This window comes from Actinokineospora spheciospongiae (assembly GCF_000564855.1).
GTDB lineage: Bacteria > Actinomycetota > Actinomycetes > Mycobacteriales > Pseudonocardiaceae > Actinokineospora > Actinokineospora spheciospongiae.
In genome coordinates, this window is record NZ_AYXG01000232.1 from 1 (window position 1) to 23,962 (window position 23,962).

18 protein-coding genes and 1 pseudogene are annotated in these 23,962 nt (G+C 74.8%); 11 read left to right on the forward strand and 8 right to left on the reverse strand.

Translation table 11 applies throughout. From position 1 onward, the window contains the following. Window positions 1-212: 212 nt before the first annotated feature. Window positions 213-1,151 carry a cobalamin biosynthesis protein gene (locus UO65_RS29870; RefSeq protein ID WP_035289301.1) on the reverse strand — a complete coding sequence of 313 codons (939 nt, stop codon included), beginning with the start codon at window positions 1,149-1,151 and terminating at the stop codon, window positions 213-215. Between the two features lie 177 nt (window positions 1,152-1,328). Between UO65_RS29870 and UO65_RS29875 the strand changes: the two genes are divergently transcribed. Genes UO65_RS29875 through UO65_RS29895 form a run of 5 tightly spaced genes read left to right on the forward strand, consistent with a single transcriptional unit; the run spans window position 1,329 to window position 10,748 of the window. Further along, the gene (locus tag UO65_RS29875; protein ID WP_035289304.1) at window positions 1,329-2,912 is read left to right on the forward strand and encodes a DUF2397 domain-containing protein; all 1,584 of its coding nucleotides are present in this window, start codon (window positions 1,329-1,331) and stop codon (window positions 2,910-2,912) included. After that, a complete protein-coding gene (locus UO65_RS29880; protein WP_052021992.1) occupies window positions 2,902-4,125 on the forward strand; it encodes a TIGR02678 family protein in 1,224 nt (407 codons plus the stop codon). The genes UO65_RS29875 and UO65_RS29880 overlap by 11 nt, the downstream gene beginning before the upstream one ends. Next, window positions 4,122-8,234, forward strand: a complete 4,113-nt coding sequence (locus UO65_RS29885) for a TIGR02680 family protein (RefSeq protein ID WP_035289307.1) — start codon at window positions 4,122-4,124, stop codon at window positions 8,232-8,234. Before UO65_RS29880 ends, UO65_RS29885 begins: the two co-directional genes overlap by 4 nt. Then, the gene (locus UO65_RS36395; RefSeq protein WP_035289310.1) at window positions 8,231-9,361 is read left to right on the forward strand and encodes a TIGR02679 domain-containing protein; all 1,131 of its coding nucleotides are present in this window, start codon (window positions 8,231-8,233) and stop codon (window positions 9,359-9,361) included. Before UO65_RS29885 ends, UO65_RS36395 begins: the two co-directional genes overlap by 4 nt. A 55-nt stretch (window positions 9,362-9,416) precedes the next feature. Then, window positions 9,417-10,748, forward strand: coding sequence for a M14 family zinc carboxypeptidase (locus UO65_RS29895; RefSeq protein ID WP_035289312.1), 1,332 nt, complete (start codon window positions 9,417-9,419; stop codon window positions 10,746-10,748). Window positions 10,749-10,750: 2 nt separating this feature from the next. Here the strand turns inward: UO65_RS29895 and UO65_RS29900 are convergent, their stop codons facing one another. Continuing rightward, entirely contained in the window at window positions 10,751-12,112 is a 1,362-nt protein-coding gene (locus UO65_RS29900; protein WP_035289314.1) for a GntT/GntP/DsdX family permease, read from the reverse strand. Beyond that, window positions 12,109-12,597, reverse strand: coding sequence for a gluconokinase (locus tag UO65_RS29905; RefSeq protein ID WP_035289332.1), 489 nt, complete (start codon window positions 12,595-12,597; stop codon window positions 12,109-12,111). The genes UO65_RS29900 and UO65_RS29905 overlap by 4 nt, the downstream gene beginning before the upstream one ends. Window positions 12,598-12,681: 84 nt before the next feature. Here UO65_RS29905 and UO65_RS29910 point away from each other — a divergent pair, with 84 nt between their 5' ends. Then, complete coding sequence (locus UO65_RS29910; protein WP_035289316.1) at window positions 12,682-13,395, forward strand: FadR/GntR family transcriptional regulator; 714 nt, start codon at window positions 12,682-12,684, stop codon at window positions 13,393-13,395. 22 nt (window positions 13,396-13,417) lie between these two features. Here the strand turns inward: UO65_RS29910 and nudC are convergent, their stop codons facing one another. From nudC to UO65_RS29930, 4 genes are all read right to left on the reverse strand, one after another. Beyond that, window positions 13,418-14,398, reverse strand: coding sequence for an NAD(+) diphosphatase (gene nudC, locus UO65_RS29915; protein ID WP_035289318.1), 981 nt, complete (start codon window positions 14,396-14,398; stop codon window positions 13,418-13,420). 30 nt (window positions 14,399-14,428) lie between these two features. Next, window positions 14,429-15,784 (reverse strand): M16 family metallopeptidase, encoded by a 1,356-nt coding sequence (locus UO65_RS29920; RefSeq protein WP_035289319.1) that lies wholly within the window; start codon window positions 15,782-15,784, stop codon window positions 14,429-14,431. 46 nt (window positions 15,785-15,830) lie between these two features. Next, entirely contained in the window at window positions 15,831-17,114 is a 1,284-nt protein-coding gene (locus UO65_RS29925) for a M16 family metallopeptidase (protein ID WP_035289321.1), read from the reverse strand. 103 nt (window positions 17,115-17,217) lie between these two features. After that, window positions 17,218-18,963 (reverse strand): DUF2207 family protein, encoded by a 1,746-nt coding sequence (locus UO65_RS29930; RefSeq protein WP_035289323.1) that lies wholly within the window; start codon window positions 18,961-18,963, stop codon window positions 17,218-17,220. A 567-nt stretch (window positions 18,964-19,530) separates the two neighbouring features. On the opposite strand from UO65_RS29930, the gene UO65_RS34095 reads away from it, so the two are divergent. The 3 genes and pseudogenes from UO65_RS34095 (at window position 19,531) to UO65_RS38470 (ending at window position 21,830) form a co-directional block, all read left to right on the forward strand. Then, window positions 19,531-20,595 (forward strand): neutral zinc metallopeptidase, encoded by a 1,065-nt coding sequence (locus UO65_RS34095; protein WP_152552346.1) that lies wholly within the window; start codon window positions 19,531-19,533, stop codon window positions 20,593-20,595. Beyond that, window positions 20,595-20,912: pseudogene (locus UO65_RS38465) on the forward strand (phosphotransferase); the annotation flags it as partial. The gene UO65_RS34095 and the pseudogene UO65_RS38465, both read left to right, overlap by 1 nt. A 372-nt stretch (window positions 20,913-21,284) precedes the next feature. Beyond that, window positions 21,285-21,830: a phosphotransferase gene (locus UO65_RS38470; protein ID WP_233427895.1), complete on the forward strand. Its 546-nt coding sequence runs from the start codon at window positions 21,285-21,287 to the stop codon at window positions 21,828-21,830. On the opposite strand, the gene UO65_RS29945 is transcribed toward UO65_RS38470, so the two are convergent. Next, the gene (locus UO65_RS29945; protein ID WP_035289329.1) at window positions 21,802-22,185 is read right to left on the reverse strand and encodes a DoxX family protein; all 384 of its coding nucleotides are present in this window, start codon (window positions 22,183-22,185) and stop codon (window positions 21,802-21,804) included. The genes UO65_RS38470 and UO65_RS29945 overlap by 29 nt on opposite strands. 111 nt (window positions 22,186-22,296) lie before the next feature. On the opposite strand from UO65_RS29945, the gene UO65_RS29950 reads away from it, so the two are divergent. Both UO65_RS29950 and UO65_RS33845 read left to right on the forward strand, forming a co-directional pair. Further along, window positions 22,297-23,361: a potassium channel family protein gene (locus UO65_RS29950; protein ID WP_035289330.1), complete on the forward strand. Its 1,065-nt coding sequence runs from the start codon at window positions 22,297-22,299 to the stop codon at window positions 23,359-23,361. Between the two features lie 52 nt (window positions 23,362-23,413). After that, the gene (locus tag UO65_RS33845) at window positions 23,414-23,878 is read left to right on the forward strand and encodes a hypothetical protein (protein ID WP_152552347.1); all 465 of its coding nucleotides are present in this window, start codon (window positions 23,414-23,416) and stop codon (window positions 23,876-23,878) included. Window positions 23,879-23,962: the final 84 nt, after the last annotated feature.

The window sequence follows — 23,962 nt, forward strand, 5'->3', positions numbered from 1 at the left end:
CGGCCAAACACATCCACCCACCCGGGCAGTCCGCTCGCCAGGCCGGCGGTTTGTGGAGTGGTCGGCTGGACAAGCGCATCCGCCCACGCGGGCATTCGCTTGCCGGGCCGGTGGTTTGTCGGGGGTGGTCGGCTGGCCGAGCACATCCACGCCGGGCAGTGGCACGGCCGGGCCGCCGGGTGGGGGGCCGGCTTTGCGGGCAGGCCCTGGGCCTACCGGTCGCGGGCGAGCAGGGCCACCGCGGCCGCCAGGGCGGCGGTGAGCACGCCGACCACCCGGGAGAGTTCGACGGCCCTGGTCACGTGGCCCGCGTCGGGCATCCGGCCGTCGCCGAGGACCGGGCGGTCCTCGACCCCGTACGGGTAGACGGTGCGCCCGCCGAGGCGGACCTCCAGGGCGCCCGCGAAAGCGGCTTCGACCCGGCCCGCGTTGGGGCTGGGGTGCGCGTCGGCGTCGCGCTGCCAGGCCAGCCAGGCGCCGCGCCGGTTGCCGCCGACGACCGGGGCGCCCGCGACGGTGAGGGCGGCGGCGAGCCGGGCGGGCAGCAGGTTGACCAGGTCGTCGAGGCGGGCGGCGGCCCAGCCGAAGTTGCGGTACCGCGGCGAGCGGTGCCCGACCATGGCGTCCATGGTGTTGACCGCGCGGTAGCCCAGCAGGCCGGGCACCCCGGCCAGCGCGCCCCAGACCAGCGGGGCGACCACGGCGTCGGAGGTGTTCTCGGCGACGGACTCCACGGTGGCGCGGGCCATCGCCGGGGCGTCGAGGGTGCGCGGGTCGCGGCCGCACAGGTGCGGCAGCCGGGCCCTGGCGTCCTCGACCTCACCGGCGTCGAGGTGCTTGCCGATCAGCGCGCCCTCGGTGGCCAGCGACTTGCCGCCGAGCACGACCCAGGTGGCCAGGGCGGTGGTGGCGACCCGGGTGAGCGGCCTGCCTCGGCCCGCGCGCTCGGCGAGGGCGCCGAGGCCGACGGCGCCACCGGCGAGCACGGCGGTGTAGACCACGCCGGGGGCGGTCGCGTCGCGGTGCAGGACCCGCTCCAGGCGCTGGGCGGCGCCGCCGAACCCGGCGACCGGGTGCAGCCTGCGCGGGTCGCCGAGGGCGACGTCGGCGGCGAAGCCGAGCAGCAGGCCGAGCGCGCGCGCCGCCGACACGATGGCTCCCCCTCCTGGCCGAGGTCTTCCGGTGCCGCGGGTCTTCCGGTGCTGTGGTCTCCGGGTTCCCGGGCCGCGGTCCCGGTGGCGCGGTGGTCCCCCGGGCAGGCGAAACCGTATCGCGGGAGCCCGCCCGGCCCGCGCGGGTGTCGGTGCCTGCGGCTATCGTGGCCCGCCGTGGAGGCAGACCAGGAGACCCGACCGGGCGCCGACGCCCAGCGCAGGCTCCAGCTCTACGCCTACCTGCAACCCCGCGAGCACCACCGGACCTACCTGGCCATCATGCGGCTGTTCACCTCGACGCTGCTGGCCGACCTGTCCGCGGGCGAGGTGTCCTCGGCGCTGGCGGCGGCCGAGCGCGACGGGTCGATCGACGTCGGCGAGTCGCACGTCGACGTGGTGATCCCCCGGCTGCGCCAGCTCGTCGAGTGGGGCAACCTGGTGCACGGCCGCCGGGAGACGATCGCGTCGAGCATCGCCGAGTTCCTGCAGGGCTCGATGCGCTACCAGGTGGGCAAGCTGGCGGTGCGGGTGCAGCGCGACGTGGACGAGCTGCTGCGGGTGCCCGAGGGGGCGCGCGAGGTGTCCCGGGAGCTGCTGCCCGCGATCGAGCGCGGCCTCGGCGAGCTGGGCGAGGCATTGGCGACGGCGATCGCCCGTTCCGACCGCGACCCGGGTTCGCTGCCCGCCCGCCGCGCCCGCGAACAGCTCGCCGAGCGGGTGACCACGCTGTTTCTGCAGCACGCGGAGCTGGCCGCCACGGTCCGCGACTTCTACGCCTACCTCGGTCAGGTCCTGACCCGCCACCACCTGGCGCCCGAGGAGATCTCCGGCTTCCGCAACCTGCTGGTGGAGTACATCCAGCTCGTCGTGGAGGACGTCCTGCGGCACACCCCGACGATCGCGGCGGCGCTGGCCGGGCTGGCCCCGCACCGGGCGCGGCTGCTGGCGCTGCTGCGGCCCGCCGAGCAGTTGGGCGCGGCCGTGGAGCGCACCCGCGGTCGCGGCGAGGCCGACTGGCAGGAGCTGGCGGACTGGTTCGCCGACCGGCCGGGCAACCCCAGCCAGGTCACCGCGCTGCGCGACGCCACCACCCGGGCCATCGGCGCGCTGCTGGCCACCGTGCGCCGGGCCACCACCGGCGGCGGGCTGCTGCCGAGCAGGCGCGCGGAGCTGGTGCGGCTGGCGGGCTGGTTCGACCGGGCCACCCCGGACGAGGCGCACGCCCTGTACGCGGGGGCGTTCGGCCTGCACTCGGCGCGCAACCTGCTGCCCGCCCCGGAGCACGACGGCGACGACGAGCACACCCCGTGGGCCGACGGCCCGGCGGTGGACGTGTCGGTGAGCGTGCGCGGCCGCGGTGACCGGGGGGCGCGCGGGCGCACCTCGCGGATCATGGACGACCCGATCACCGAGCAGGGCCTGCTCGCCGCGGCCCGCGCGGCCGACGAGCGCCGCGAGGCCGCCGCCGCCGAGCTGGCCGCCGCGGCGGCGCGCGCCGACGGCATCGACGGCGCCGTGCTGTCCGCGCCCGCGCTGCGCGCCCTCTGCGAGCTGCTGACCCTGGCCATGGCCCAGCGCGAGGGCGCCGCCGACCCGGGCAGCGCGACCGACCAGGTGCGCGGGCTGACCCTGCGGCTGACCCCGGCGCCGGGCCGCACCACCGACATCCGCAGCGAGTCGGGCACGCTGACCCTGCGCGACACCGCCGTCGACATCGCCCGCGTCCAGACCGCCAGGGCGGCCCGCGATGCGCGCTGACACCCGCTCCCGCGTCCCCGCCGCGCTCACCGAGCTGTCGGACATCGACGCCGCGAACGTGGCCCGCTGCGCGAAGGTGCTGCTGCGCCACCCGCTGCTGCGCGTCGGCGGCCCGGACGGCGACCTGCTGCCGCTGGTCTACCGGCACCGGGTGACGCTGCAGGAGATGTTCGCCGCGCTGCTGGGCTACCGGCTGGTGGTCGAGCGCCGCTTCGCCCGCCTGCACAAGGTCGGCGCGGGCGACGACCCGACCCGCGGCGAGGCGGGCCTGACCCCGCGCGCCTACGCCCACCTCTGCCTGACCATGGCCGCGCTGACCGGGGTGGGCAGGCAGGTCCTGCTGTCGCGGCTGGTGGCCGACATCCGCTCCACGGCGGCGGAGGCGGGCATCGACCTGGTCGACGACCTGGCCGACCGGCGCGCGCTGACCGCGGCGCTGCGGCACCTGATCGGCCTGGGCGTGATCACCGAGACCGACGGCTCGGTGGCGGGCCTGGTCGGCGAGTCCGGCGCCGAGGCGCTGATCACCATCCACACCGACCTGCTGGGCCAGTTGCTCTCGGGCACCTCGGACGCGCCCAGCGCCGCCGCGCTCATCGCCTCCGGGTCCGGGGCGGGCGTCGAGCACTCGGTGCGGCGCAAGCTGGTGGAGAACCCGGTCACCCTGCACAGCGACCTGTCCGCCGAGGAGGCCGACTGGCTGCGCAGGGGGCAGCGGCGGGAGTCGGTGCTGCTGGAGCGCTGCTTCGGCCTGGTCACCGAGATCCGCGCGGAGGGGGTGGCGGTGACCGACCCGGAGGAGTACCTGACCGACGTGGTGTTCCCGTCCACCGGCACGGTCGCCCGGATCACCCTGCTGGCGCTGCCGGAACTGCTGGCCACCGAGGCCGCGCCCCGCCCGGACGGCCGGGTCCCGGTGACCACGCGGGACGTCCGCGAGACGTGCGTGCGGTTGATCGAGGACTACCCGGCGGCGTGGTCGCGGCAGGCCACCGACAACGTCGACGACCTCGTGGACGCCGTGCTCGACCTGCTGCTGCGGCTGACGCTGATCGCCGAGTCCCCCGAGGGCTGGCTGTTGAGCCCGGCCGCGCACCGGTGGTTGCCGCTGCCCGATGACACTCCTGCCACCCGGGCCACCCCGGGCCGGTCCGCTGTGCCCGAGGCCCCCGAACCCGGCTGGTCGCTGTTCGACGAGGAAGGATCTCCGTGACAACCCCCGAGGCGGGATTCGGCCGCTGGCGGCTGCACCGCGGTGGCATCGTCAACATCTGGCAGTACCGCGAGCAGACCTTCGACTTCTCCGGCGGCCGGGCGATCTTCCAGGGCACCAACGGCTCGGGCAAGTCGCGCACGCTGGAGCTGCTGCTGCCGCTGTGCCTCGACGGCGACCTGCGCCACCTCGGTTCCAAGGGCGCGGGCACGGTGTCCATCCGCCGGTTGATGCTCGACGACTACGACGGCGGCCCGAACCGGATCGGCTACGCCTGGGTCGAGCTGCACCGCACCACCCCCACCGGCGGTGACGACTACCTGACCTGCGGCATCGGGGTGAAGGCGTCGGCCACCTCGCAGCAGATCAGCGACTCGTGGCGGTTCATCACCCCGTCGCGGGTGGGCACCCACTTCGCCCTGGCCTCGGCCGACCGGGTCCCGCTGGGCCCGGCCGCGCTGCGCGAGGTGCTCGGCGCCGACCGGGTGCACGACGAGGCCGCGTTCCGGGCGAAGGTCGCCGAGACCGTCTACGGCGTGCCCGCCGCCCGCTACGGCGACCTGCTGCACCTGCAGCGCACCCTGCGCAACCCCGACATCGGGCTCAAGGTGCAGGACGGGCAGCTGGAGCAGATCCTCTCCGACGCGCTGCCGCCGCTGGACGCGGGCGTGGTCGAGCAGCTGGCCACCTCGTTCGAGGACTTGGAGTCGATCAGGGAGAACATCGGCAGGCTCAGCTCGGCCGACGCGGCGATGGGCGCCTTCCTCACCGGGTACGCCGGGTACGCGCTGGGCGCCCTGCACGCCTCGGGCACCAAGGCCGACGCCGCGCGGCGCACCCTGGACACCGCGCACGCCGAGATCCGGAAGCTGCGCGCGAAGCTCGACGCCGACACCCGCGCGCACGCCGGGGCCGAGGCGCGCGTGGCGGAGCTGGACGAGCGCGACACCGAGCTGGAGACGAGCATCGACTCGCTCAAGTCGCTGCCCGCCTACCAGGGCCTGCGCGACCTGCGGGACCGGGAGAAGCTGGTCGAGCGCACCCGGGAGGCCGCCGCCGCCGCGCTGGACAACGCCGCCGTGCGGCGCAACCACGCCGACCGCGCGGTGGAGACGGTGCTGACCGTGCTGCGCAGGCTCGGCGGCGACGTCGAGGACGCGGGCGAGCTGGCCCGCACCACCACCGTCAGCCTGGTGGCCGCGGGGCTCGACCCGAGCCTGTGCCCGCCGCTGCCCACCGCCCCGGACCCGGTGCCGCGGCTGACCACCGACCGGGTGCGTGCCAAGCCGGACCCGGAGGCCGAGCCGCTGGAGATCCAGCGCCGCACCCCGCCGGAGATCGCCCCGGACGTGCTCGCCGACGCGCTGGCCGCCGCCGCGGACAAGGTGGAGGCGATCAGCTCCGAGGTCGGCGGCCGGGCCGCGCTGGCGATGAGCCTGCACGAGCGGGCGCTGCGCCTCGACCGCGACCGCCAGGACCTGGAGAGGTTGCAGGCCAAGGCCCGCGACGCGCAGATCGAGGCGACCGAGGCCGCGGGCAGGCGCAACGAGGCCAGGCAGCGCTTCGCCGGTTCCGCCGAGGTGTGGTGCGAGCGGGCGGCGGCGTGGGCCAAGGCCGGGCCGTTCGCCGACGACCACGCCCCGCGCCCGCCGCAGCCGCCGACCGCCGCGGACGTGCTGGCCGCCGCCGACGCGACCCGCGCCGCCCGCGACACCGCCCGCGCCTGGGCCGCCCCGCACCTGGCCGGGCTGCGGCAGCGGGTGGTGGCGGCCCGGCAGGTGGTCGACGACCTGGTGCGGCGCATCCAGTCGACCGAGGCGCGGCTGATCGAGCTGCGCAACGGCGTCGACGCCACGCCCCCGGCCCCGCCGTACGCCTCCGCCGAGCGCGACCCGGCCACCGGCGCCCCGTTCTACCGGCTGGTGGACTTCGCCCCCGGTCTCGACGCCGCCGCGCGGGCCGGGCTGGAGGCGGCGTTGCAGGCCAGCGGTCTGCTCACCGCCTGGGTCACCGCGGACGGCACCGTCGACCCGGAGCTGGCCGACGTGCTCGCGGCGGCCGGTGACGACGTCGCCTCGCCGCTGAGCGGCGCGCTCGTGCCCGCCGTGACCGGCTCCCCGGTGGCCGCCGCCGTGGTCGAGGCGCTGCTGGGGTCGGTGTCGTACGACGCCGACGGCCCCGGGCTCGCGGTGTGGTCGACCGGCCGCTGGCGCGCGGGCGTGCTGCGCGGCGCACTGTCCAAACCGGACGCCGAGTTCGTCGGCGCCGGTGCCCGCGAGGCCACCCGCGAGCGCACCACCGCCGAGCTGGCCGCCGAGCTGGAGCGGGTGCACGCCGAGCGCGCCACCGCCGAGGCCGAGGCGCGCGAGCGGACCGCGGCGGTGGCGGCGTGGGACGCCCACCTCGACGCGTTCCCCGACGACCGGGAGCTGATCGGCGCCAGGGCCACCGCCGAGCAGGCGCGCGCCCAGGCCGAGGAGTCCGCCCGCAAGGCCGACCGGCGCAAGGGCGAGCACGTGGCCGCCGCGGGCCGGGTCGCGGCGTCGCAGGCCGAGCTGTCCCGGGACGCGGGCGCGGCCGGGCTCACCGCCGACACCGAGGCCCTGCGGCACGCCCAGCGCTCGGCGACCGCCGCCCGCGACGCCGCCGCGACCCTGCGCGACGCCCTGGCCAAGCGGTGCGCGGGCACGGTCCGCGACCTGGTCGAGGCGCTGCACGACCACAATGCCGCCGTCGACGACCGCGCGGCGGCCGAGCGCGTCGCCGACGAGAAGTGCGTGGTGTTCCACCGGGAGGCGGCGGCGCTGTCCGAGCTGACCTCCGCCGTGGGCGGCGAGGCCGAGGAGGTGTCGCGGCAGCTCGCCGAGCTGGAGCGCCGCCGCCGGGCCGGGCGCCAGGAGCTGCCGGAGGCGCGCAAGGCCGCCGGGGAGCTGTCGAACCGGGTGGTGAAGACGCAGACCCTGCTCGACACCCGCGACGGCGAGATCGGCGGCAGGCGGGCGGCGGCCGAGGCGGCGGGCCGCTCGTTCGCCGAGGCCCTGGCCGCGCCCGGGGTGTGGGAGGCGGCGCTCGACGAGCAGCGGCCCGGGTCCGACGCCGAGGCGTTCGAACTGCTCGCGGCGGCCGTGGCCGAGAGCAAGCGCTTGCCCGGCGAGGAGAGCGCGCTGACCAAGTTGCAGGGGTTGCAGGCGTCGCTGGCCGGGACGCACAACGTGCTGCCCGAGCGGCACGCGGGCATCCTCACCGTGGTCGTCTCCGGCGAGGAGGGCCCGGCCCCGGTGGCGGTGGCCGCCCGGCGGGTGGCCGACCGGCTCGCCGAGCGGCGCGGGTTCCTCTCCGAGCAGTACCAGGGCATCTTCGCGCTGCACCTGGTGCGCGAGCTGGCCGAGCGGCTTTCCGCGCAGATCACCGTCGCCGAGGACCTGACCCGGCGGATGAACGAGGTGCTCGACTCCGCGCGCTCCAGCCAGGGCGTGCACGTGCGGCTGGACTGGCAGCCCGCGGCCTGGCTCGACGAGCCCACCCAGGAGGCGATCAAGCTGCTGCGACTGCCGTTCGCCGAGCGCACCGAGGAGCAGGACACCCGGCTCCAGCAGGTCTTCACCGAGCGGATCGAGGCCGAGCGCGACACCGCCACCGGCGGGTTCACCGAAATCCTGGCCCGCGCGCTGGACTACCGCTCCTGGTTCGCCTTCACCGTCCGCGTCCGCGACACCGGCCCGGACGGCAAGCCCCGCTCGCGGCGGCTGCGCCAGCTCTCCTCCGGGGAGACCCGGCTGATCTCCTACGTGACGCTGTTCGCCGCGGCGGCGGCGTTCTACGGGGCGATCTCGGCCGGGGTGGTGGCCTCCGCGCGGCTGGCCCCGCTGCGGCTGGTGCTGCTGGACGAGGCGTTCGAGCGGCTCGACGACCCGACGATCGCCCGGATGCTGGGGCTGCTGGTCGACCTGGACATGGACTGGGTGATCACCTGGCCCAGCGGCTGGGGCGTGTCGGAGAGGATTCCGCGGATGCACATCTACGACGTGCTGCGCCCCAGGTCCGGGCACGGCGTGGCCTGCACGCACACCACCTGGGACGGCTCCGGGATGGACCGGGAGGACCCGTGAGCGACCTGGCGGAGACCTTCGGGCGGCCCGAGTACGCGGTGCTGTGGAAGCAGGCGCGGGCGGCGGTGCAGCGCGGGCAGGTCCGCTTCGGGTTCAAGACCCCGGACGCGGCGTCGGCGGCGGCGGTCTCGGAACTGCTCGGGGTGCCGGTCACCGCCGGGGTGGGGCAGACGTTCCCGGTGGCGGAGCTGCAGGCCCGGCTGCGCGCCAGCGCGTTCCGCTGTGGACTGGACGACGTGCTCGCCGCGGTGCACGGGCGCGAGGTCGTGGCCGGGGAGTCGGGTCCGTCGCGCGACGAGTGGGTCGACGGGCTGCTGCGCGACGCGCTGGCGGGGGCGGGGCTGGGCGACCGGCCGTGGGCCGGGGCGTGGGTGGACCAGGTGCGCCGCTACGCCAAGGTCGCGCCGGAGCGGCTGTCGGGTCCGGCCGAGCGCGCCGCGTCGGTCCTGGCCCGGATCAACCTGGACCCCGCCGCGGTGCCGTCGGTGTGGGTGACGCGCGCGGAGCTGGCCGGGGTGGAGCTGGACCGCGGGCGGAAGGTGGCCGCGCTGGTGCTGCGCGCGGCGGCGCTGGCGCACGGGGTGCCGCTGCCGAAGTCGGCCGCCGAGGAGCGGCGGCTGTGGGAGCGCTGCGGGGTCGCCGCGGACGGGCTGACCTCCACCGTGCTGTGGCGCGGGTCGGTGGTGGCGCTGCGGGACGTGGCCTCGGTGGACGTGGTCACGGCGCGGACGGTGGTGTGGGTGTGCGCGAGCCCGCGCCTGGCGGAGGCCGCGGGCGGCCGGGACGTGGTGTGCGTGTCGGGGCGGCTGGGGATCGCGGCGCGGATGCTGCTGTCGCGGCTGGTCTCGGTGGGCGCCCAGTTCCGGGTGCACGGCGACTTCGACGCCGCGGGCCTGCTGGTCACCGGGCAGGTGCTCGCCCTCACCGACGGCGCGCCGTGGCGGATGGGCGCCGAGGACTACCGGTCCGCGCTGGACTGGGCCCGGGCCGAGGGCCTGGACCTGCCGCCGCTGGGCACCGAACCGGGCCCCACCCCGTGGGACCCCCGGTTGGGTGATGCCCTCCGCGCGGGCTGGGCGGTGCCGGAGGAGATGCTGCTGCACCTGCTGTTACCCGATCTGGTGTAGATTTCCCCACTTCCGTCGGCTACCGGTCGGTCACTGCCCGACTAGCGTCCACCCCATGACTGCAGGCCGATCCCGAGCCGCCACGGCGGGCGTGGCGCTGGCGGCGGGTGCGCTGCTGGCCCTGGCACCGCTGCCGCGGGCGGGTGCGCAACCGTCCGATCCGAACCAGGTCTACCGGGTGCCCGGGGCCGCGGCGCGGTCGACCGAACTGGTGGCCAGCGGCGTCGACCTCCTGGAACGCCGCTCCGGCGACGACCTGTTCGTCCTGGGCACCGACGACGCCACCCGGGTGCGGGGCATGGGCTTCGCGGTCGACGCCGAGGAGCGGGTGGTGGCCCCGGTGTCGGCCCGCGCGGCGGCGCCGGACACCTACTACGGCGGCTACCGGACGGTGGCGGCCCAGTACTCCCACCTGGACGCCGTGGCCGCCGCGCACCCGGACCTGGCCTCGGTGCTCACCTACGGCTCGTCCTGGCTCAAGGAGCGGGGCCGCGGCGGCAACGACCTGAAAGCCATCTGCCTGACCAGGAAGTCCGAGGGCGACTGCACCCGCGCCGCCACCCCCAAGCCCAAGTTCTTCCTGATCTCGCAGATCCACTCCCGCGAGATCAGCACCGGCGAGGTGTCCTACCGCTGGATCGATCGGCTGGTCGACGCCTACGGCACCGACCCCACCATCACCGCGCTGCTGGACACCACGGAGATGTGGGTCGTCCCGGTCGCCAACCCCGACGGCGTCGACATCGTCGCCTCCGGGGGCGCCTCCCCGATCCTGCAGCGCAAGAACGCCAACGATTCCCACCGCGACTGCGGCGTCGGCCGCACCGGGGTGGACCTCAACCGCAACGCGGGCTCCCACTTCGGCGAGAGCGGCACCTCGAACGACCCGTGCAGCGACGTCTACCTGGGCCCGTCCGCCGACTCGGAGGTCGAGAACTCCGCCCTGGAAGCCCTCATCGCCGACCTGTACCCGGACCGGCGCGAGGACGGCGACGCCACCGCGGCCCCTGACGACACCACCGGCATGTTCATCACCCTGCACGCCGACGCCGCCCAGGTCATCTTCCCGTGGGGCCACGACTCCACCGTCCACACCGGCAACGACGCCGCCCTGCGCGCCTTCGGCGAGGAACTGGGCGGCAAGCTCGGCTACCGGTCCGGCCAGGCGGGCGAAATCCTCTACGACTCCGCGGGCGGCACCGAGGACTGGGTGTACGACAAGCTCGGCGTGGCCGCCTACACCATCGAGGTGGGCGACAGCGACGACCGCGGCTGCGACGGCTTCCTCCCGCCCTACTCCTGCCAGGACGAGTACTACTGGCCCAAGCTCGAACCGGCCCTGGTCATGGCGGCCCGGAAGGCGGCGGCCCCCTACGCCCGACCCTGAGCTCAGAACACCAGGCTCAGCGGCATGATCACCGCCAGCGCAGTCACCGAGATCACCGTCTCCATCAGCGACCACGTGCGGATCGTCTGCCCCACCGACAGCCCGAAGTACTCCTTCACCAGCCAGAACCCGGCGTCGTTCACGTGGGAGAAGAACAGCGACCCGGCGCCCACCGCCAGCGCCACCAGCGCGGCCTGCGCGGGCGGCAGCCCCTCGACCAGCGGCGCGATGATCCCCGCGGCGGAGATCGTGGCCACGGTCGCCGAGCCCGTCGCCAACCGGATGGCGACGGCGACCAGCCACCCCAGCAGGATCGGGGAGAAGTCGGCGTCCTTCGCCAGGCCGGTGATCACGTCCCCCACCCCGGCGTCGACCAGGGTCTGCTTGAACCCGCCCCCGGCCCCCACGATCAGCAGGATGCCCGCGATGGGTGGCAGAGCGGCGGACACGCTGTCGCGCAGCCGGTCCCGGGTGAACCCGGCGGCCCGGCCCAGCGTCACCATCCCCAGCAGGACGGCGGCGAGCAGCGCCACCAGCGGGTCGCCCACGAAGTCCAGCGCCCGCCGGACGGGGTTGGCCGCGTCCAGCAGGATGTCCGAGAGCGCCTTGCCCATCATCAGCACCACCGGCAGCAGCACGGTGGCCAGGGTCGCGGCGAAGCCGGGACGCCGTTCGGAGGCCCCGGTCGACTCCGGCACCAGGTGCCCGGGCGCCTCGGCGGACACCCACCGCGAGGCCAGGCGCCCGAACAGCGGCCCGGCCACGACCACCGTGGGGACGGCGACCAGGAGCCCCAGCCCCAGGGTGATCCCCAGGTCGGCCTTCACCGCGTCCACCGCAGCCAGCGGCCCCGGGTGCGGCGGCACCAGACCGTGCAGCACCGACAGCCCGGCCAGCGCCGGGATGCCCAGCAGCATCAGCGGCTGCCCCGTCCGCTTGGCCACCAGGAGGACGACCGGGATCAGCATGACGAGCCCGATCTCGAAGAACATCGGCAGCCCGATCAGCACCGCCACCAGCGCCATCGCCCACGGCAGCATCGCCCCACTGGCCCGGCCGATGATGGTGTCGACGATCCGGTCGGCCCCGCCCGAGTCGGCGAGCAGCTTGCCCAGCATCGCACCCAGGGCGATGAGCACCCCGACCCCGGCGACCGTGGTCCCGACCCCGCCGCTGAAGCTCTTGATCAGCTTGTCCACCGGCATCCCGGCGATCAGGCCGAGCGCGCCGGACCCGAGGATGAGGGCGAGGAACGGGTGCAGCTTGACCTGGGTGATCAGCACGACGATCAGCGCGATGCCGATCAGCGCGGCGCCGATCAGCCGGGTGTCGGTGCCGGTCCACCCGGCGGCGAGGGTGGTCACGGCCGGGTGCCCCCGCGCAGCGCGGCGAGGGCGGCCTCGACCAGTTCCCCGGGGGTGTGGGCGACGTCGAGCCGGATGCCGCGCTCCTCGGGGGTGAGGGGTTCGAGGTCGGCGAGCTGGGAAGCCAGCAGCGACGGCGGCATGAAGTGCCCGCTGCGGTGGCCGATGCGCTCGGCGAGCAGGTCCGGGGAGCCGTCGAGGTGCAGGAACCACACGTCGGGGGCGGCGGCGCGGAGGGTGTCGCGGTAGCGGCCCTTGAGGGCGGAGCAGGTGACCACCCCGCCGCCGTCGGCGGCGCGGTCGGCGATCCACCCGGCGATGGCGGCCAGCCAGGGTTCCCGGTCGGCGTCGGTGAGCGGGACGCCGGAGGTCATCTTGTCGATGTTGGCCCGCGGGTGGAACTCGTCGGCCTCGGCCAGGGGCACGCCCAGCCTGTCCGCCAGCAGCGACGCGACCGTGGTCTTGCCCGACCCGGAGACGCCCATCACGACCACGACAGTGTGCTCAGTCACGAGCCCAGTCAAACCCAAAGGTAGTACTTGTTCAAGAGAAAGCCGCAGATTGGTCATATGAGTGCGATAGTGCACCCCGTGATCTCAGGACTACCCGCGAAACTGCTCGCCACACTCGGCACGGCCATCGTCAACGGCGACCTGGCGCCGGGCGCGGTCCTGCGCACCGAGGAACTGGAGCGGTCGCACGCCGTCTCGCGGACCGTCGTGCGGGAGACCCTGCGGGTGCTGGAGTCGATGCGGCTGGTCACCAGCAGGCGGCGGGTGGGCATCACGGTGCGACCGCGGGCGGAGTGGAACCTCTACGACCCGATGGTGATCCGCTGGCGGCTGGCCGGGGTGGAGCGCGCGGCCCAGTTGCGCTCGCTGACGGAACTGCGCGCGGCGGTGGAACCGGTGGCCGCGGGCCTGGCCGCCCGCAACGCCACCCCCGAGCAGGCCGGGCAACTGGTGTCGCTGGCGCTGTCGCTGCGCGCGTCGGTGACCGACCTGGAGGCGTTCCTGCGCCACGACATCGCCTTCCACCACCTGGTGCTGCGCATGTCGGGCAACGAGATGTTCACCCAGCTCGCCGAGGTGGTCGGCGAAGTCCTCAGTGGACGCACCCACCACCACCTGATGCCCGCGCGGCCCGAGGCCGAGGCGGTGCGGCTGCACGCGGCGGTGGCCGAGGCGGTGGCCCGCGCGGACCCCGCGGCGGCCGAGGCCGCGATGCGGGCCATCGTGACCCAGGCCGCCGAGGAGATGTCCGCCGCCCTGGGCGGCGCGTGAACCGGGTGGATCAGCCCGGGGATCAGCCCGCCGCGGCCCAGCCGGTGAGCATCCGGGACGCGATCGAGGTGGTCCCCGGCAGGAACAGGCCGTCGAGGGCGCCCCCCGCGGCGAGGGTCGCCCGCACCGTCTCCCGGGAGAACCAGCGTGCCTGCTCGATCTCCCCGTCGGCCGGGACCAGCGGCGCGGTGGGGTCCGCGGTGGCGGTGAAGCCGATCATGATGGACCGGGGGAACGGCCACGGCTGGCTGCCCAGGTAGCGGACGTCGGCGACCCGGACGCCCACCTCCTCGGCGACCTCGCGCTCCACGCAGGCCTCCAGGGACTCGCCGGTCTCGACGAACCCCGCCAGCACGGAGAACCGGCCCTCCGGCCAGACGGGCTGGCGCGCCAGCAGGACGCTCTCGCCGTTGACGCCCCGGCCGTCGTGCACCAGGCAGATGACGGCGGGGTCGGTGCGCGGGTACTCCTCCCGCCCGCACCCGGTGCAGTGCGTGGCCCAGCCCGCCGCCACCGCCCGCACCGGGGAACCGCAGTTGGCGCAGAACCGGGCCCGGGCGTGCCAGTTGGCCAGGCCCGCCGCGGTGGTGAACAGGCCCGCCGAGGCGTCGTCGAGCAGGGCGCCCACGGCCCGCAGGTCGTGCCAGTGCTCACCGGCCTCCGACACCGCCCCGGTCCACAGGCCCCAGGCGTTCGGCGGGGCGACGGCGCCCTCGCGCATGGGCTCGTCCGCCGGGACCGACCAGTAGGCGGTGTCGCCGTCCTGGCCCAGCAGCCGGGCCTCGGTCGGGCGGGTCGCGGACAGCTCCCGCGCCCGCCGCGGCAGCAGGGCGGTGGCGTCCTCGGTGACCGGGGTGCGGCCCAGGTCGTCGACCAGCACGACCAGGCCTGCCTGCCACAGGGCGTCGAGCGCGCCCTCGTCCTTGCGGATCAGCTCGTCCCTGGTGACGGCCGAGCGGGACAGGACGGGGAGCTCGGTGAGCTGGAACGGTTCGGTGGTCATCTCTCGCCTGGGTGGACGGGGTGGGGGCGGTCAGGGGAAGGTGACCCCGCCGAGCTCCCGCAGGGAACCGAGCTTCGCGGCGTCGCCGACGATGACCCCGGTGAACCGGCCGGGCGCGAAGAACTCCGCCGCCGCGGCGGCGACCTCCGCCACGGTGACCGCCTTGAGCCGACCCGGCTGGCCCAGCAGGTACTCCACGCCGAGGCCCAGCATGGCCAGCGCGGCGATCTGCGAGGCCAGGCCGCCCTGCGAGGAGGTGGCGATGAGCAGGGTGCCGATCGCGTACTCGCGGACGGTCTCCAGCTCGGCGGCGTCCGGCGGGGTCGCCACCATCCGCGCCAGCTCGGCCCGGATCTCGCGCAGCGCGCCCCCGGTGACGTCCGAGGCGGTGTCGGTGTCGATCAGCAGCGTCGCGCCGTCCGGGGTGAACTCCGAGTAGGAGCGGGCGTGGTAGGTGTAGCCCTTGTCCTCGCGGATGTTCTCCACCAGCCGGGAAGAGAACATGCCGCCGAAGGCCAGGTTCGCCAGTTGCAGCGCCGGGTAGCGCGGGTCGGTCCGGACGATCGACTGCGCGGAGAGCCGGAACTGCGACTGCACCGCACCGGGCCGGTCGACCAGCAGCAGGTCGCCCGGGGTCAGCTCGGGCAGCGGCGGCAGCACCGCGGCGGACGCCTCGGCGGTCCAGCCCGCGAAGGCGGCCCGCGCGGCGGCGACGGCGGTGCCCGGCTCGACGTCGCCGACGAGCACCAGCACCGAACCGCGCGGCAGCACCGCGGCGCGGTGCAGGGCGCGCACGTCCTCGGCGCCGACCTGCGCCACGTCCTCGGCCTCGGGCATCTCCCTGGTGAACGGGTGGTCGCCGTAGCGGTGCTTCTGCAGCGCCTTGCGGGCGATGACGCTGGGCTGCGACCCGGCGATGCTGATCCGCTCGATCAGCCGGGCCCGCTCCCCCGCCACCTCGTCGTCGCGGTGCACGGCGCCGGTCAGCGCGTCGGCCAGCACCCCCAGCAGCGTGTCGAGGCCGTCGGCCAGGGCGTTGCCGCCGACGGAGAGCACCTCCGGGTCGACCGAGGCGCCCAGCTCACCGCCGACCAGCGCCAGCTCGGTGTCGACGCCGACCCGGTCGCGGGTGGCGGTGCCGGTCAGCAGGGTCGCCGACAGCACCTCGGCGGTGGCCGCGTGCCGGGGCTCCGCGCCCGCGAACGGCACGCGCAGCCGCACCTCCACCATCGGCACCGTGGACTGGCGCACCGCCACGACCCGCAGGCCGTTGTCCAGCACGGTGTCCACGTAGGACAGGTCGGTGGCCGCGCGGTACTCGCCGAGCGGCGGGAGCGGACGCGGTCCCAGCTCGGTGCGCCCGATCTCCTCGGCGGTGCGGCTCACGGGTTTCCTCCTCGGAAGGCAACGGTGGGGCTGGTGCGGGTGGTGCTCACTCGGCGCTCCCCGCGGGGGAGATCGTCAGCACCGCGCGGGAGTCCGGGCGCAGCGTCGCGGCGGCGGCGGACACCGCGGCCGGGGTGACCGCGGAGATCCTCCCCGGCAGGGCGTGGACCAGGGCCGGGTCGCCGAAGAGCAGCTCGAACGAACCCAGCGCCAGGGTGCGGCTGACCAGCCGGTCGTGCTCCTTGTGCAGGGTCGCGGCCCAGCGGGCGACGACCTTGGCCAGCTCCTCCTCGGTCGGCGCGGTGGCGGCGAGCTTCGCCAGCTCCTCGTCCAGAGCGCCCAGCACGGTGTCGACCGGGACGTCCGGGGAGTGCATGGCGGTCACGATGAACGTGTCCGGGTCGCGGGCCTCGAACGGGCCGAACATGCCGCAACCCGCGCTGACGTCGGTGACAAGCTGTTCGCCGTGGACCATGCGCTGCTGCAGGCGCGACCCGTCGCCGTCGGCGAGCACACCGGCGAGGACCAGGAAGGTGAGGTAGCCGTCGAGGTCGGCGACCGGGTCCGGGATGCGGTAGCCGACCGCGACCGCGGGCACCGGGGCCAGCCGGTCGGCGATGTCGGCGCGCACCTCGCCGTCGGGGGCGGGCTCGGCGAACGACGGCCGCTGCGGCCGCGGCCGCGCGGGCACGTCGCCGAAGTGCTTCTCCACCAGTTCGCGCGCGGTCTCCGCGGTGAAGTCACCGGCCACCGTCAGCACCGCGTTGGCCGGGGCGTAGTAGGTGTCGAAGAACGCGGCGCAGTCGGCGACCGACGCCTGCTCCAGGTCCTCGAACCCGCCGTAGCCGTTGTGCGCGTTGGGGAACGTCTTGTAGAGAACCGGCGGCAGCATGATCCAGGGGAAGCCGCCGTAGGGCCGGTTGAGCACGTTGAGGCGGATCTCCTCCTTCACCACGTCGATCTGGTTCTTGAGGTTCTCCGCGGTGATCTTCGGGGCGCGCATCCGGTCGGCCTCGAGGAACAGCGCCCGCTCCAGCGCCGCCGACGGCAGCACCTCGAAGTAGTCGGTGTAGTCCGGGTGCGTCGACCCGTTGAACGTCCCGCCGGAGGACTGCACGTGCCGGAAGTGGGCGAGCTTCTCCAGGCTCTCGCTGCCCTGGAACATCAGGTGTTCGAACAGGTGCGCGAAGCCGGTGCGCCCCTCGGGCTCGGAGCGGAAGCCGACGTCGTAGTGCACGCTCACGCCCACGACCGGTGAGGTCGTGTCCGGGGCGAGGACCACGCGCAGCCCGTTGGCCAGGGTGTAGCGGTGCAGCTCGGGAACGGTCACACGGCGAGCCTACGGGAGCGCTGCCCGAGCGGGCAGCCGACGGTGTTCGCCTGTGGATGACTCGCCTGTGCCCCGGTAGGTCGCCTGCCTGCCGAGGGGTGGGTCACGCCTTGGCGAACACCTCGTCGAGCCCGGTCAGGAAGGCGCGGAACTGCTCGGTGAACCGCTGCTGGTCGGTGGCCGCGACCGGGTCCTGCGTCGCGTACCAGTACAGGCCGGGGGCACCGTCCGCGGCGGAGTCCAGCGCGCCGAACCGGGTCAGCCACTGCTCGGCGTCGTCCAGCGCCACCGCGTAGGGCAGTCCACGCGAGAACACCACCTCCCGGTCGGCCGCCGCAACCGAGTCGGGGTCGGCGGTGTTCAGATAGGTGTGAACTCCTCGGATCTGTTGCAGCAGCACACTGCCCCGCTCGGTGCGCACCGGCATGAGCCGCCCGCCGAGCACCAACCCGACCCCGACCACCGCCAGGGCGACGCCGAGCAGCGCGGGGCCGCCGACGACCCCCAGCAGCACCGTCAGCGCCGCCCCCAGGGCGAACACGACGATGCCCGCGATGACCAGCGGGCCCAGGCCGGTCGGCTTGCGGCCGAACCAGTCGTGGGCCACCGCGTCGCCGTAGACCGCGGCGCGGACCGCGGAGACGTCCGGCGGGGTGGCGCGCAGGGCGGACAGCCGCACGGACTCGGTGCCCTCGGGCAGCAGCGCGGTGTAGACGGTCCGCTCGTAGCCGCTCAGCGCGTCGTCAGCCGGGTTGCGGCGCACCAACTGCCAATCGCCGTCGACCTCGGTGATCCACAGGTAGTTGCGCACCGCCAGGTCGACCACGGTGGCGCTGAGGTCGCGCGGGTCCACCCGCTCGTCGACGACCGTGCCGACCTGCCCGGGCAGCACGCCGTCCGGCGAGGCGAACACGGCCCGCCCGGCCGCGCTGTCGAGCAACTCCACCGGCTCGACGTCGGCACCCAGCGCCGCGGCGTCGCGGGAGCGGGCCCGCCAGAGCACGGCGAACCCGGCCAGCAGCAGGAGCAGCGCCACCCCGAGCCCGGTGCCGCTGAGCGGGGTGAGCGCGAACGCCGCCGCGGTCGTGCCCGCGGCCTCGAACCGGGCGTTCGCCGGGACGGTGCCCGCGGGCAGGTCGGCGGCGAGGTCGACCCGGGCGCCCGCGTCCAGGTTCGACTGCACCACGCGCAGCACGGAGCCGCCGTCGGTCAGCGCGGACTCGCACCGGTCCTCGGTGTTGGCCGCACCGGCCAGGCAGGTGAAGTTCGAACCGCGCCGCGGGGTGAGCAGCGAGCCGCGCACCAGCACCAGCTTCGAGTCCCAGCCGCTGGCGACCTGCCAGCGGAACCGCTGGTGGTCGCCCAGGTCCTCCACCGCACCGTCCACGGTGTACTGGACCGTGGAGGCACCCTCGCCGAGCCGGAGCACGAGGTTGTCACCCTCGACCGCGGCGGTGCCGCTGCCGTCGACCCGCGGGTCGCGCACGGTGAACACCCGGTCGCCGATGCGCAGCGGGGCGGTACGGGTCATGGTCTGGCGGGCCTGCACGATCACCTGCTCGCGGACCGTCAGGCTGCCGTCGCGCTCGACCTTGAGCTGCACGTTGACGCTGCGCGGCAACGGCGGCGCGCCAACGCCCGGGGGGCGCACCGGCTTGCCGTTGGAACCGGTCGGCGGCACCGGGGCGATCGACGGCGCGGAGCCGCCACCGGGGTTCGGACCCGCCGAGGGGACCGGGAAGTCGATCGTCGGCGCGTCCGTCGGCGGGGTGGGGAAGGACGGCTGCGCCGCCCCCAGCACCACGCCGCAGGCAGTGACGGCGATCGCTGCGGCCCATTTCGTCAACACGGCAGCGAACGATAGCCCAGCGCCCATATGCTCACCGGCGTTCCGCGGAAAAGGTGCGGGGCAGTTCGTCGGACACGGGGGAAGTTGATGAGCCAGCCACCGATCGGGCCGTGGCGCCCGCAGGGGCCCCACGGGCCGGTGCCGCCACCGATGCCCGTCGCGCCACCGCCGGTGGCCCGGCCGATGCCACCGGCACCGGGGTACCCCCGGGGTCCACAGGGGACGCGGGCGTACCCGGCGGGGCCGCCGTCCGGCGGGTTCCCCACCGGCCCGCACCAGGGCGGCCCGCGGTACGACGGACCCCGGCCCGGCGGTCCGCACCCCACAGGGCCGCACCCCACGGGGCCGCAGTCCACAGGACCACAGCCCTCGGGGCAGCAGCCGGTGGGTCGGCAACCCAGTGGGCCGCAGCCCACGGGTCCGCAGCCCACGGGTCCGCAGCCCACGGGTCCGTACGGCGCACCGTACGGACCGCCGCCCGGGTACGGTCCGCCCGCGTACGTCCCGCCCCCCGGCTACGCCCCGCCTCCCGGGTACGGGCCACCGCCGGGGTACGGGCCGCCGCCGATGTGGCGTCCGCCGTACCCGCCGCGCAAGTCCAACACCGGGCCGATCCTGGCGATCGGCCTGGTGGTGCTGCTCATCGCGGGGGTGGCCGTCGTCGGCATCGCCAACGTGGCGCGCAAGCGGAACTCCCCCAGCGACATCGGCTACAGCTACCCGACCACCACGTCCTCCACCCACTCCACGTACTCCTCCCCCGGTTCCTCGACGACCACCCGAGGCTCGTCGAGCACGACGGCGAGCGATTCGACGACCACGACGACCGGCACCCGGTCCGCGGACCCGACCACCCGGACGACGACGCGCACCACCACCACGCAGACCTCGACCACGCCCGCGGGGCCGAGGCCGGTGCACGCGCTGGCCGACAACCCGCTGTTCTCCGCGTCCAACGGCGCCAGCAACGTCACGTGCAGCCTGCCCGCGTGGCGGACCGACCCGCAGAGCGCGCAGCAGTTCTTCACCGCCGCCCTGCCGTGCCTGGAGCAGGCGTGGGCCCCGGCGATGCAGCGGGCGGGGCTGCCCTACTTCACCCCGGGGCTGCAGTTCCCCTCGGGCAGCACCTGGGAGAGCCCGTGCGGCTCGGCGAGCCAGGGCACCTGGGCGGCGTTCTACTGCCCGACGAACAACACCATCTACATGCCGTTCGAGGGCTTGCAGACGAAGCAGAACGGCACCAACTCCGGGGTGTACCTGGCCGTGTTCTCGCACGAGTTCGGCCACCACATCCAGGCCCTGTCCGGTGTCCTCGACGCCTACTGGGACACCCGCTACGAAGCGGGCGACCAGACCGAGAAGGGCTTGGAGCTGTCGCGCCGCTCGGAGTTGCAAGCCCAGTGCTTCGGCGGCATGTGGTTCGCCGCGGGCCAGAACGGCGGCGGTTCCTTCAACGACAAGGTCATCCGCGAGATGCTCGCCGACGGCTACAACCGCGGCGACTGGCAGCAGGGCGTCCCCCGCGACCACGGCTCCCCCCAGCACTACGGCGCCTGGCAGGAACACGGCTTCACCAACAACCGCACCGGCCCGTGCAACACCTGGGCCGCGGCGTCCGCGGACGTGAGCTGATGCACCCCGACGAGGTCCCGACCGACGTCCACCTGGTCCGGGCCCTCCTCACCACCCAGTTCCCGCGGTGGGCCGGGTTGCCGGTGTCGCCGGTGACCTCGTCGGGGACGGACAACGCGATGTTCCGCCTGGGACCGTCCCTGGTGGCCCGCCTGCCCCGCATCCCGGCGGCGGTGGACAACGTGGCCAGGGAGCGGCGCTGGCTCCCCCACCTGGCGCCGCACCTGCCGGTCGCCGTCCCGGTCCCGGTGGCCCACGGCGAACCGGCCCACGGCTACCCGTTCCCCTGGTCCGTCCTGCGCTGGCTCGACGGCGAGAACCCCAGCCCCCCGACCACCACGCCACCCGCAGGTCCAGCCACCGGTCCCGCAGATCCACCCACCGGTCCCGCAGGTCCACCCACTGGCTCCGGAGATCCACCCCTGGGCCCCGGAAGCCCGCTTCCCGATGCCGGAAACCCATCCCCCGGCGGCAGAAACCCGCTCCCCGAAAGGAAAAAACACCTGCCCGAAGGGGGAAACCCACAGTCCAAAGGGGAAAACTCACTGCCCAACAGCGGACCCAGCGGCGAACCCGGCACAAAATCCGCCACCGAATCGCATGCCGATCCCCATGCCGAACCTCTCGGGGGTCCCCCCGATTTCCATTCTACCGGCGGGCACCGACAGTCCGAGGCCGCGCGAGGGCAGTTGTCCACAGGTGTGGATGAGGAGTTGGCGCGCGGGTTGGCCGGGTTCGTCGCGGCGCTGCGGGCGGTGGACCCGGCGGGCGGGCCGGAGTCGGGGCGCGGGCAGGCGCTGGTGACCCGGGACGAGCCCACCCGGGCGGCGCTGGCGCAACTGGACGGTGAGATCGACGTGGCCGGGGCGGCGCGGGTGTGGGCCGACTGCCTGGCGGTGGGGCCGGGGGACGCGGCCCCCGCGTGGTGCCACGGGGACCTGTCGCCGGGCAACGTGCTGGTCCGCGACGGGCGGTTGCGGGCGGTGATCGACTTCGGCGGGATCGGCGTCGGGGACCCGACGGTCGACCTCGTCGTCGCGTGGAACCTGCTGTCCCCGGCGGGGCGGGAGGTGTTCCGGGCGGAACTGGCGGTGGACGACGCCACCTGGGAGCGGGGGCGCGGCTGGGCGCTGTCGATCGCCCTCATCCAGCTCCCGTACTACCGGACGTCCAACCCCGCCCTGGCGGCGAACGCCCGGCACACCATCAGCGAGGCGCTGAGTCCCGGACGTTGAGCGCCCAGGTGACCAGCGGCCACTGGAGCGGGAGGCGGCCCCAGGCGATCGCGCGGGCGGGCAGCGGCTTCTTCTTGCGCTCGTAGTCGACGACCATCTTGACGTTGCCCGGGAAGACGGCGACGAAGAGCAGAGCGGCCAGGAGGCCACCGAGGCGGCGGGTCCTGGGGACGGCCACCGCGAGGGCGATGGTCGCCTCCGCGACGCCCGACAGGTACGTCCACAGGCGCCTGCCGCCGGGGAGTTCCTTCGGGACGAGCGAGTCGAACTGCTTCGGGACGACGAAGTGCAGCGTGCCCGCGGTGCCCAGGAGCAGCGCGAGCGCGATCGCCCGGCGGGAGTCGGTGGTGGCCACGCGCCCACCCTGCCACGACCGGGGTCGGGCGGGCGATGAGCCTCACCACACGGTCGGGGGGCGTGGCGGTTAACCTTCCGCCGTGAGTCGCACGTCACGGGGGAGGCACTGGTGATCAAGCCCAAACGGGTGTTCGACAGCCTCAACGACCGCGCCGAGCACGACCTCGTCGGGGTCATCCGGATGCCGGAGAGCAGCGTCAGCCCGGTCGCCTCGATCCTGCGGCGGGTGCTGTGGGCGCTGCTGGCCCTGTTCATCGCGGTGATGATCGTCTACCTCGACCGGGACGGGTACCGCGACGTCAACGAGGACGGGATCTCGTTCCTCGACGCGATCTACTACGCCACGGTGTCGCTGTCGACCACCGGCTACGGCGACATCACCCCGGCCAGCGACTCGGCGCGGCTGATCAACATCCTGGTGATCACCCCGCTGCGCATCCTCTTCCTCATCATCCTGGTCGGCACCACCCTGGCGGTGCTGACCGAGCGCTCACGGCAGGCTTTCAAGATCCAACGGTGGAGGTCGAAGGTGCGGGACCACGTGGTCGTCGTCGGGTACGGCACCAAGGGCCGCTCGGCGGTCAGCGCGGTGCTCTCCGACGGGGTCGAACCCAGCCGGATCGTGGTGGTGGACACCGACCAGGCGATGCTCGACGCGGCGTCGATGCTGGGGCTGGTGACCGTGCACGGGTCGGGCACCCGCTCCGACGTGCTCCGGGTTGCGGGCGTCCCCCGGGCCAAGTCGGTGGTGGTGGCCTCCAGCCGGGACGACTCGGCGGTGCTGATCACCCTGACCGCCCGCGAACTCGCCCCGAACGCCCAGATCGTCGCCGCCGTCCGGGAAACCGAGAACGTGCACCTGCTGCGCCAGTCCGGCGCCAACCAGGTCGTGGTGTCCAGCGAGACGGCGGGCAGGCTCCTGGGCATGGCCACCCACACCCCCAGCGTGGTCGGCATGGTCGAGGACCTGATCACCCCGGACGAGGGCCTGGCCATCTCCGAGCGCGAGGTCGAGGACAGCGAGGTCGGCGGCTCCCCCCGCCACCTGACCGACATCGTCCTGGGCCTGGTCCGCGCGGGCACCCTGCACCGGGTCGACTCCGCCGAGGCCGACGCCATCGAAGCGGGCGACCGCCTCCTCTACATCCGCAAGGTCACCCCGGCCGACGACTAGCCCACGACCGGCCCACCCAGGACCCCTTGCCCCGTCTGCGACGATCCGTAGGGTGCGCGTCCCGCTGAACCTGCCGGAGCCGGTTGTGAAATCGGCGGTGGCGGCGACGGTCAGCATCGTGCTGGCCCTGGCCTTCGCCCTGGCGGGCGGACTGGGCCAGTGGTCCTCGGCGGCAACCGGGCTGAGCAGCGCCTCGGCGACGGTGGTGGCGGGGGCGTCGTGCTCCTCGGCCGGGCCGGAACGGGTCCGGTTCACCCAGGGCGGCGGTTCCCGGGAGGCGCTGCTGGACGCGTGCGGGCACGCGGAGGGGGAGGTGGTGGACATCTCGGTGGGGGACGGGGAGGTGGTGCACCTGGTGTCGGCGAACACGGGGACGACGTTCGACGCACGGCCGGTGGGGGTGGTGTTGATGATCTTCGCGGGGATCGCCGGGGCGGGGATGGTGGAGCTGTGGCAGCGGAGCGGGCGCGGTGGGCGGGCTCGGCGGGATGGGTGGACTCAGCAGGGTGGGCGGTAGAGGTGAGGTGGGGAGGGCGGTAGAGGTGGGGTGGGCGCCCGGTGGAGTGGGCGCCCGGTGGAGTGGGCGCCCGGTGGAGTGGGC

What these genes read in the sequence shown, in the direction of transcription:
- UO65_RS29895 (WP_035289312.1), top strand. Translation starts at nt 9,417, where the DNA reads ATGACTGCAGGCCGATCCCGAGCCGCCACGGCGGGCGTGGCGCTGGCG.
- UO65_RS34095 (WP_152552346.1), top strand. Translation starts at nt 19,531, where the DNA reads ATGTGGCGTCCGCCGTACCCGCCGCGCAAGTCCAACACCGGGCCGATC.
- UO65_RS29905 (WP_035289332.1), bottom strand. Translation starts at nt 12,597, where the DNA reads ATGGGCGTCTCCGGGTCGGGCAAGACCACGGTCGCGTCGCTGCTGGCG.
- UO65_RS29880 (WP_052021992.1), top strand. Translation starts at nt 2,902, where the DNA reads ATGCGCGCTGACACCCGCTCCCGCGTCCCCGCCGCGCTCACCGAGCTG.
- UO65_RS29910 (WP_035289316.1), top strand. Translation starts at nt 12,682, where the DNA reads ATGAGTGCGATAGTGCACCCCGTGATCTCAGGACTACCCGCGAAACTG.
- nudC (WP_035289318.1), bottom strand. Translation starts at nt 14,398, where the DNA reads ATGACCACCGAACCGTTCCAGCTCACCGAGCTCCCCGTCCTGTCCCGC.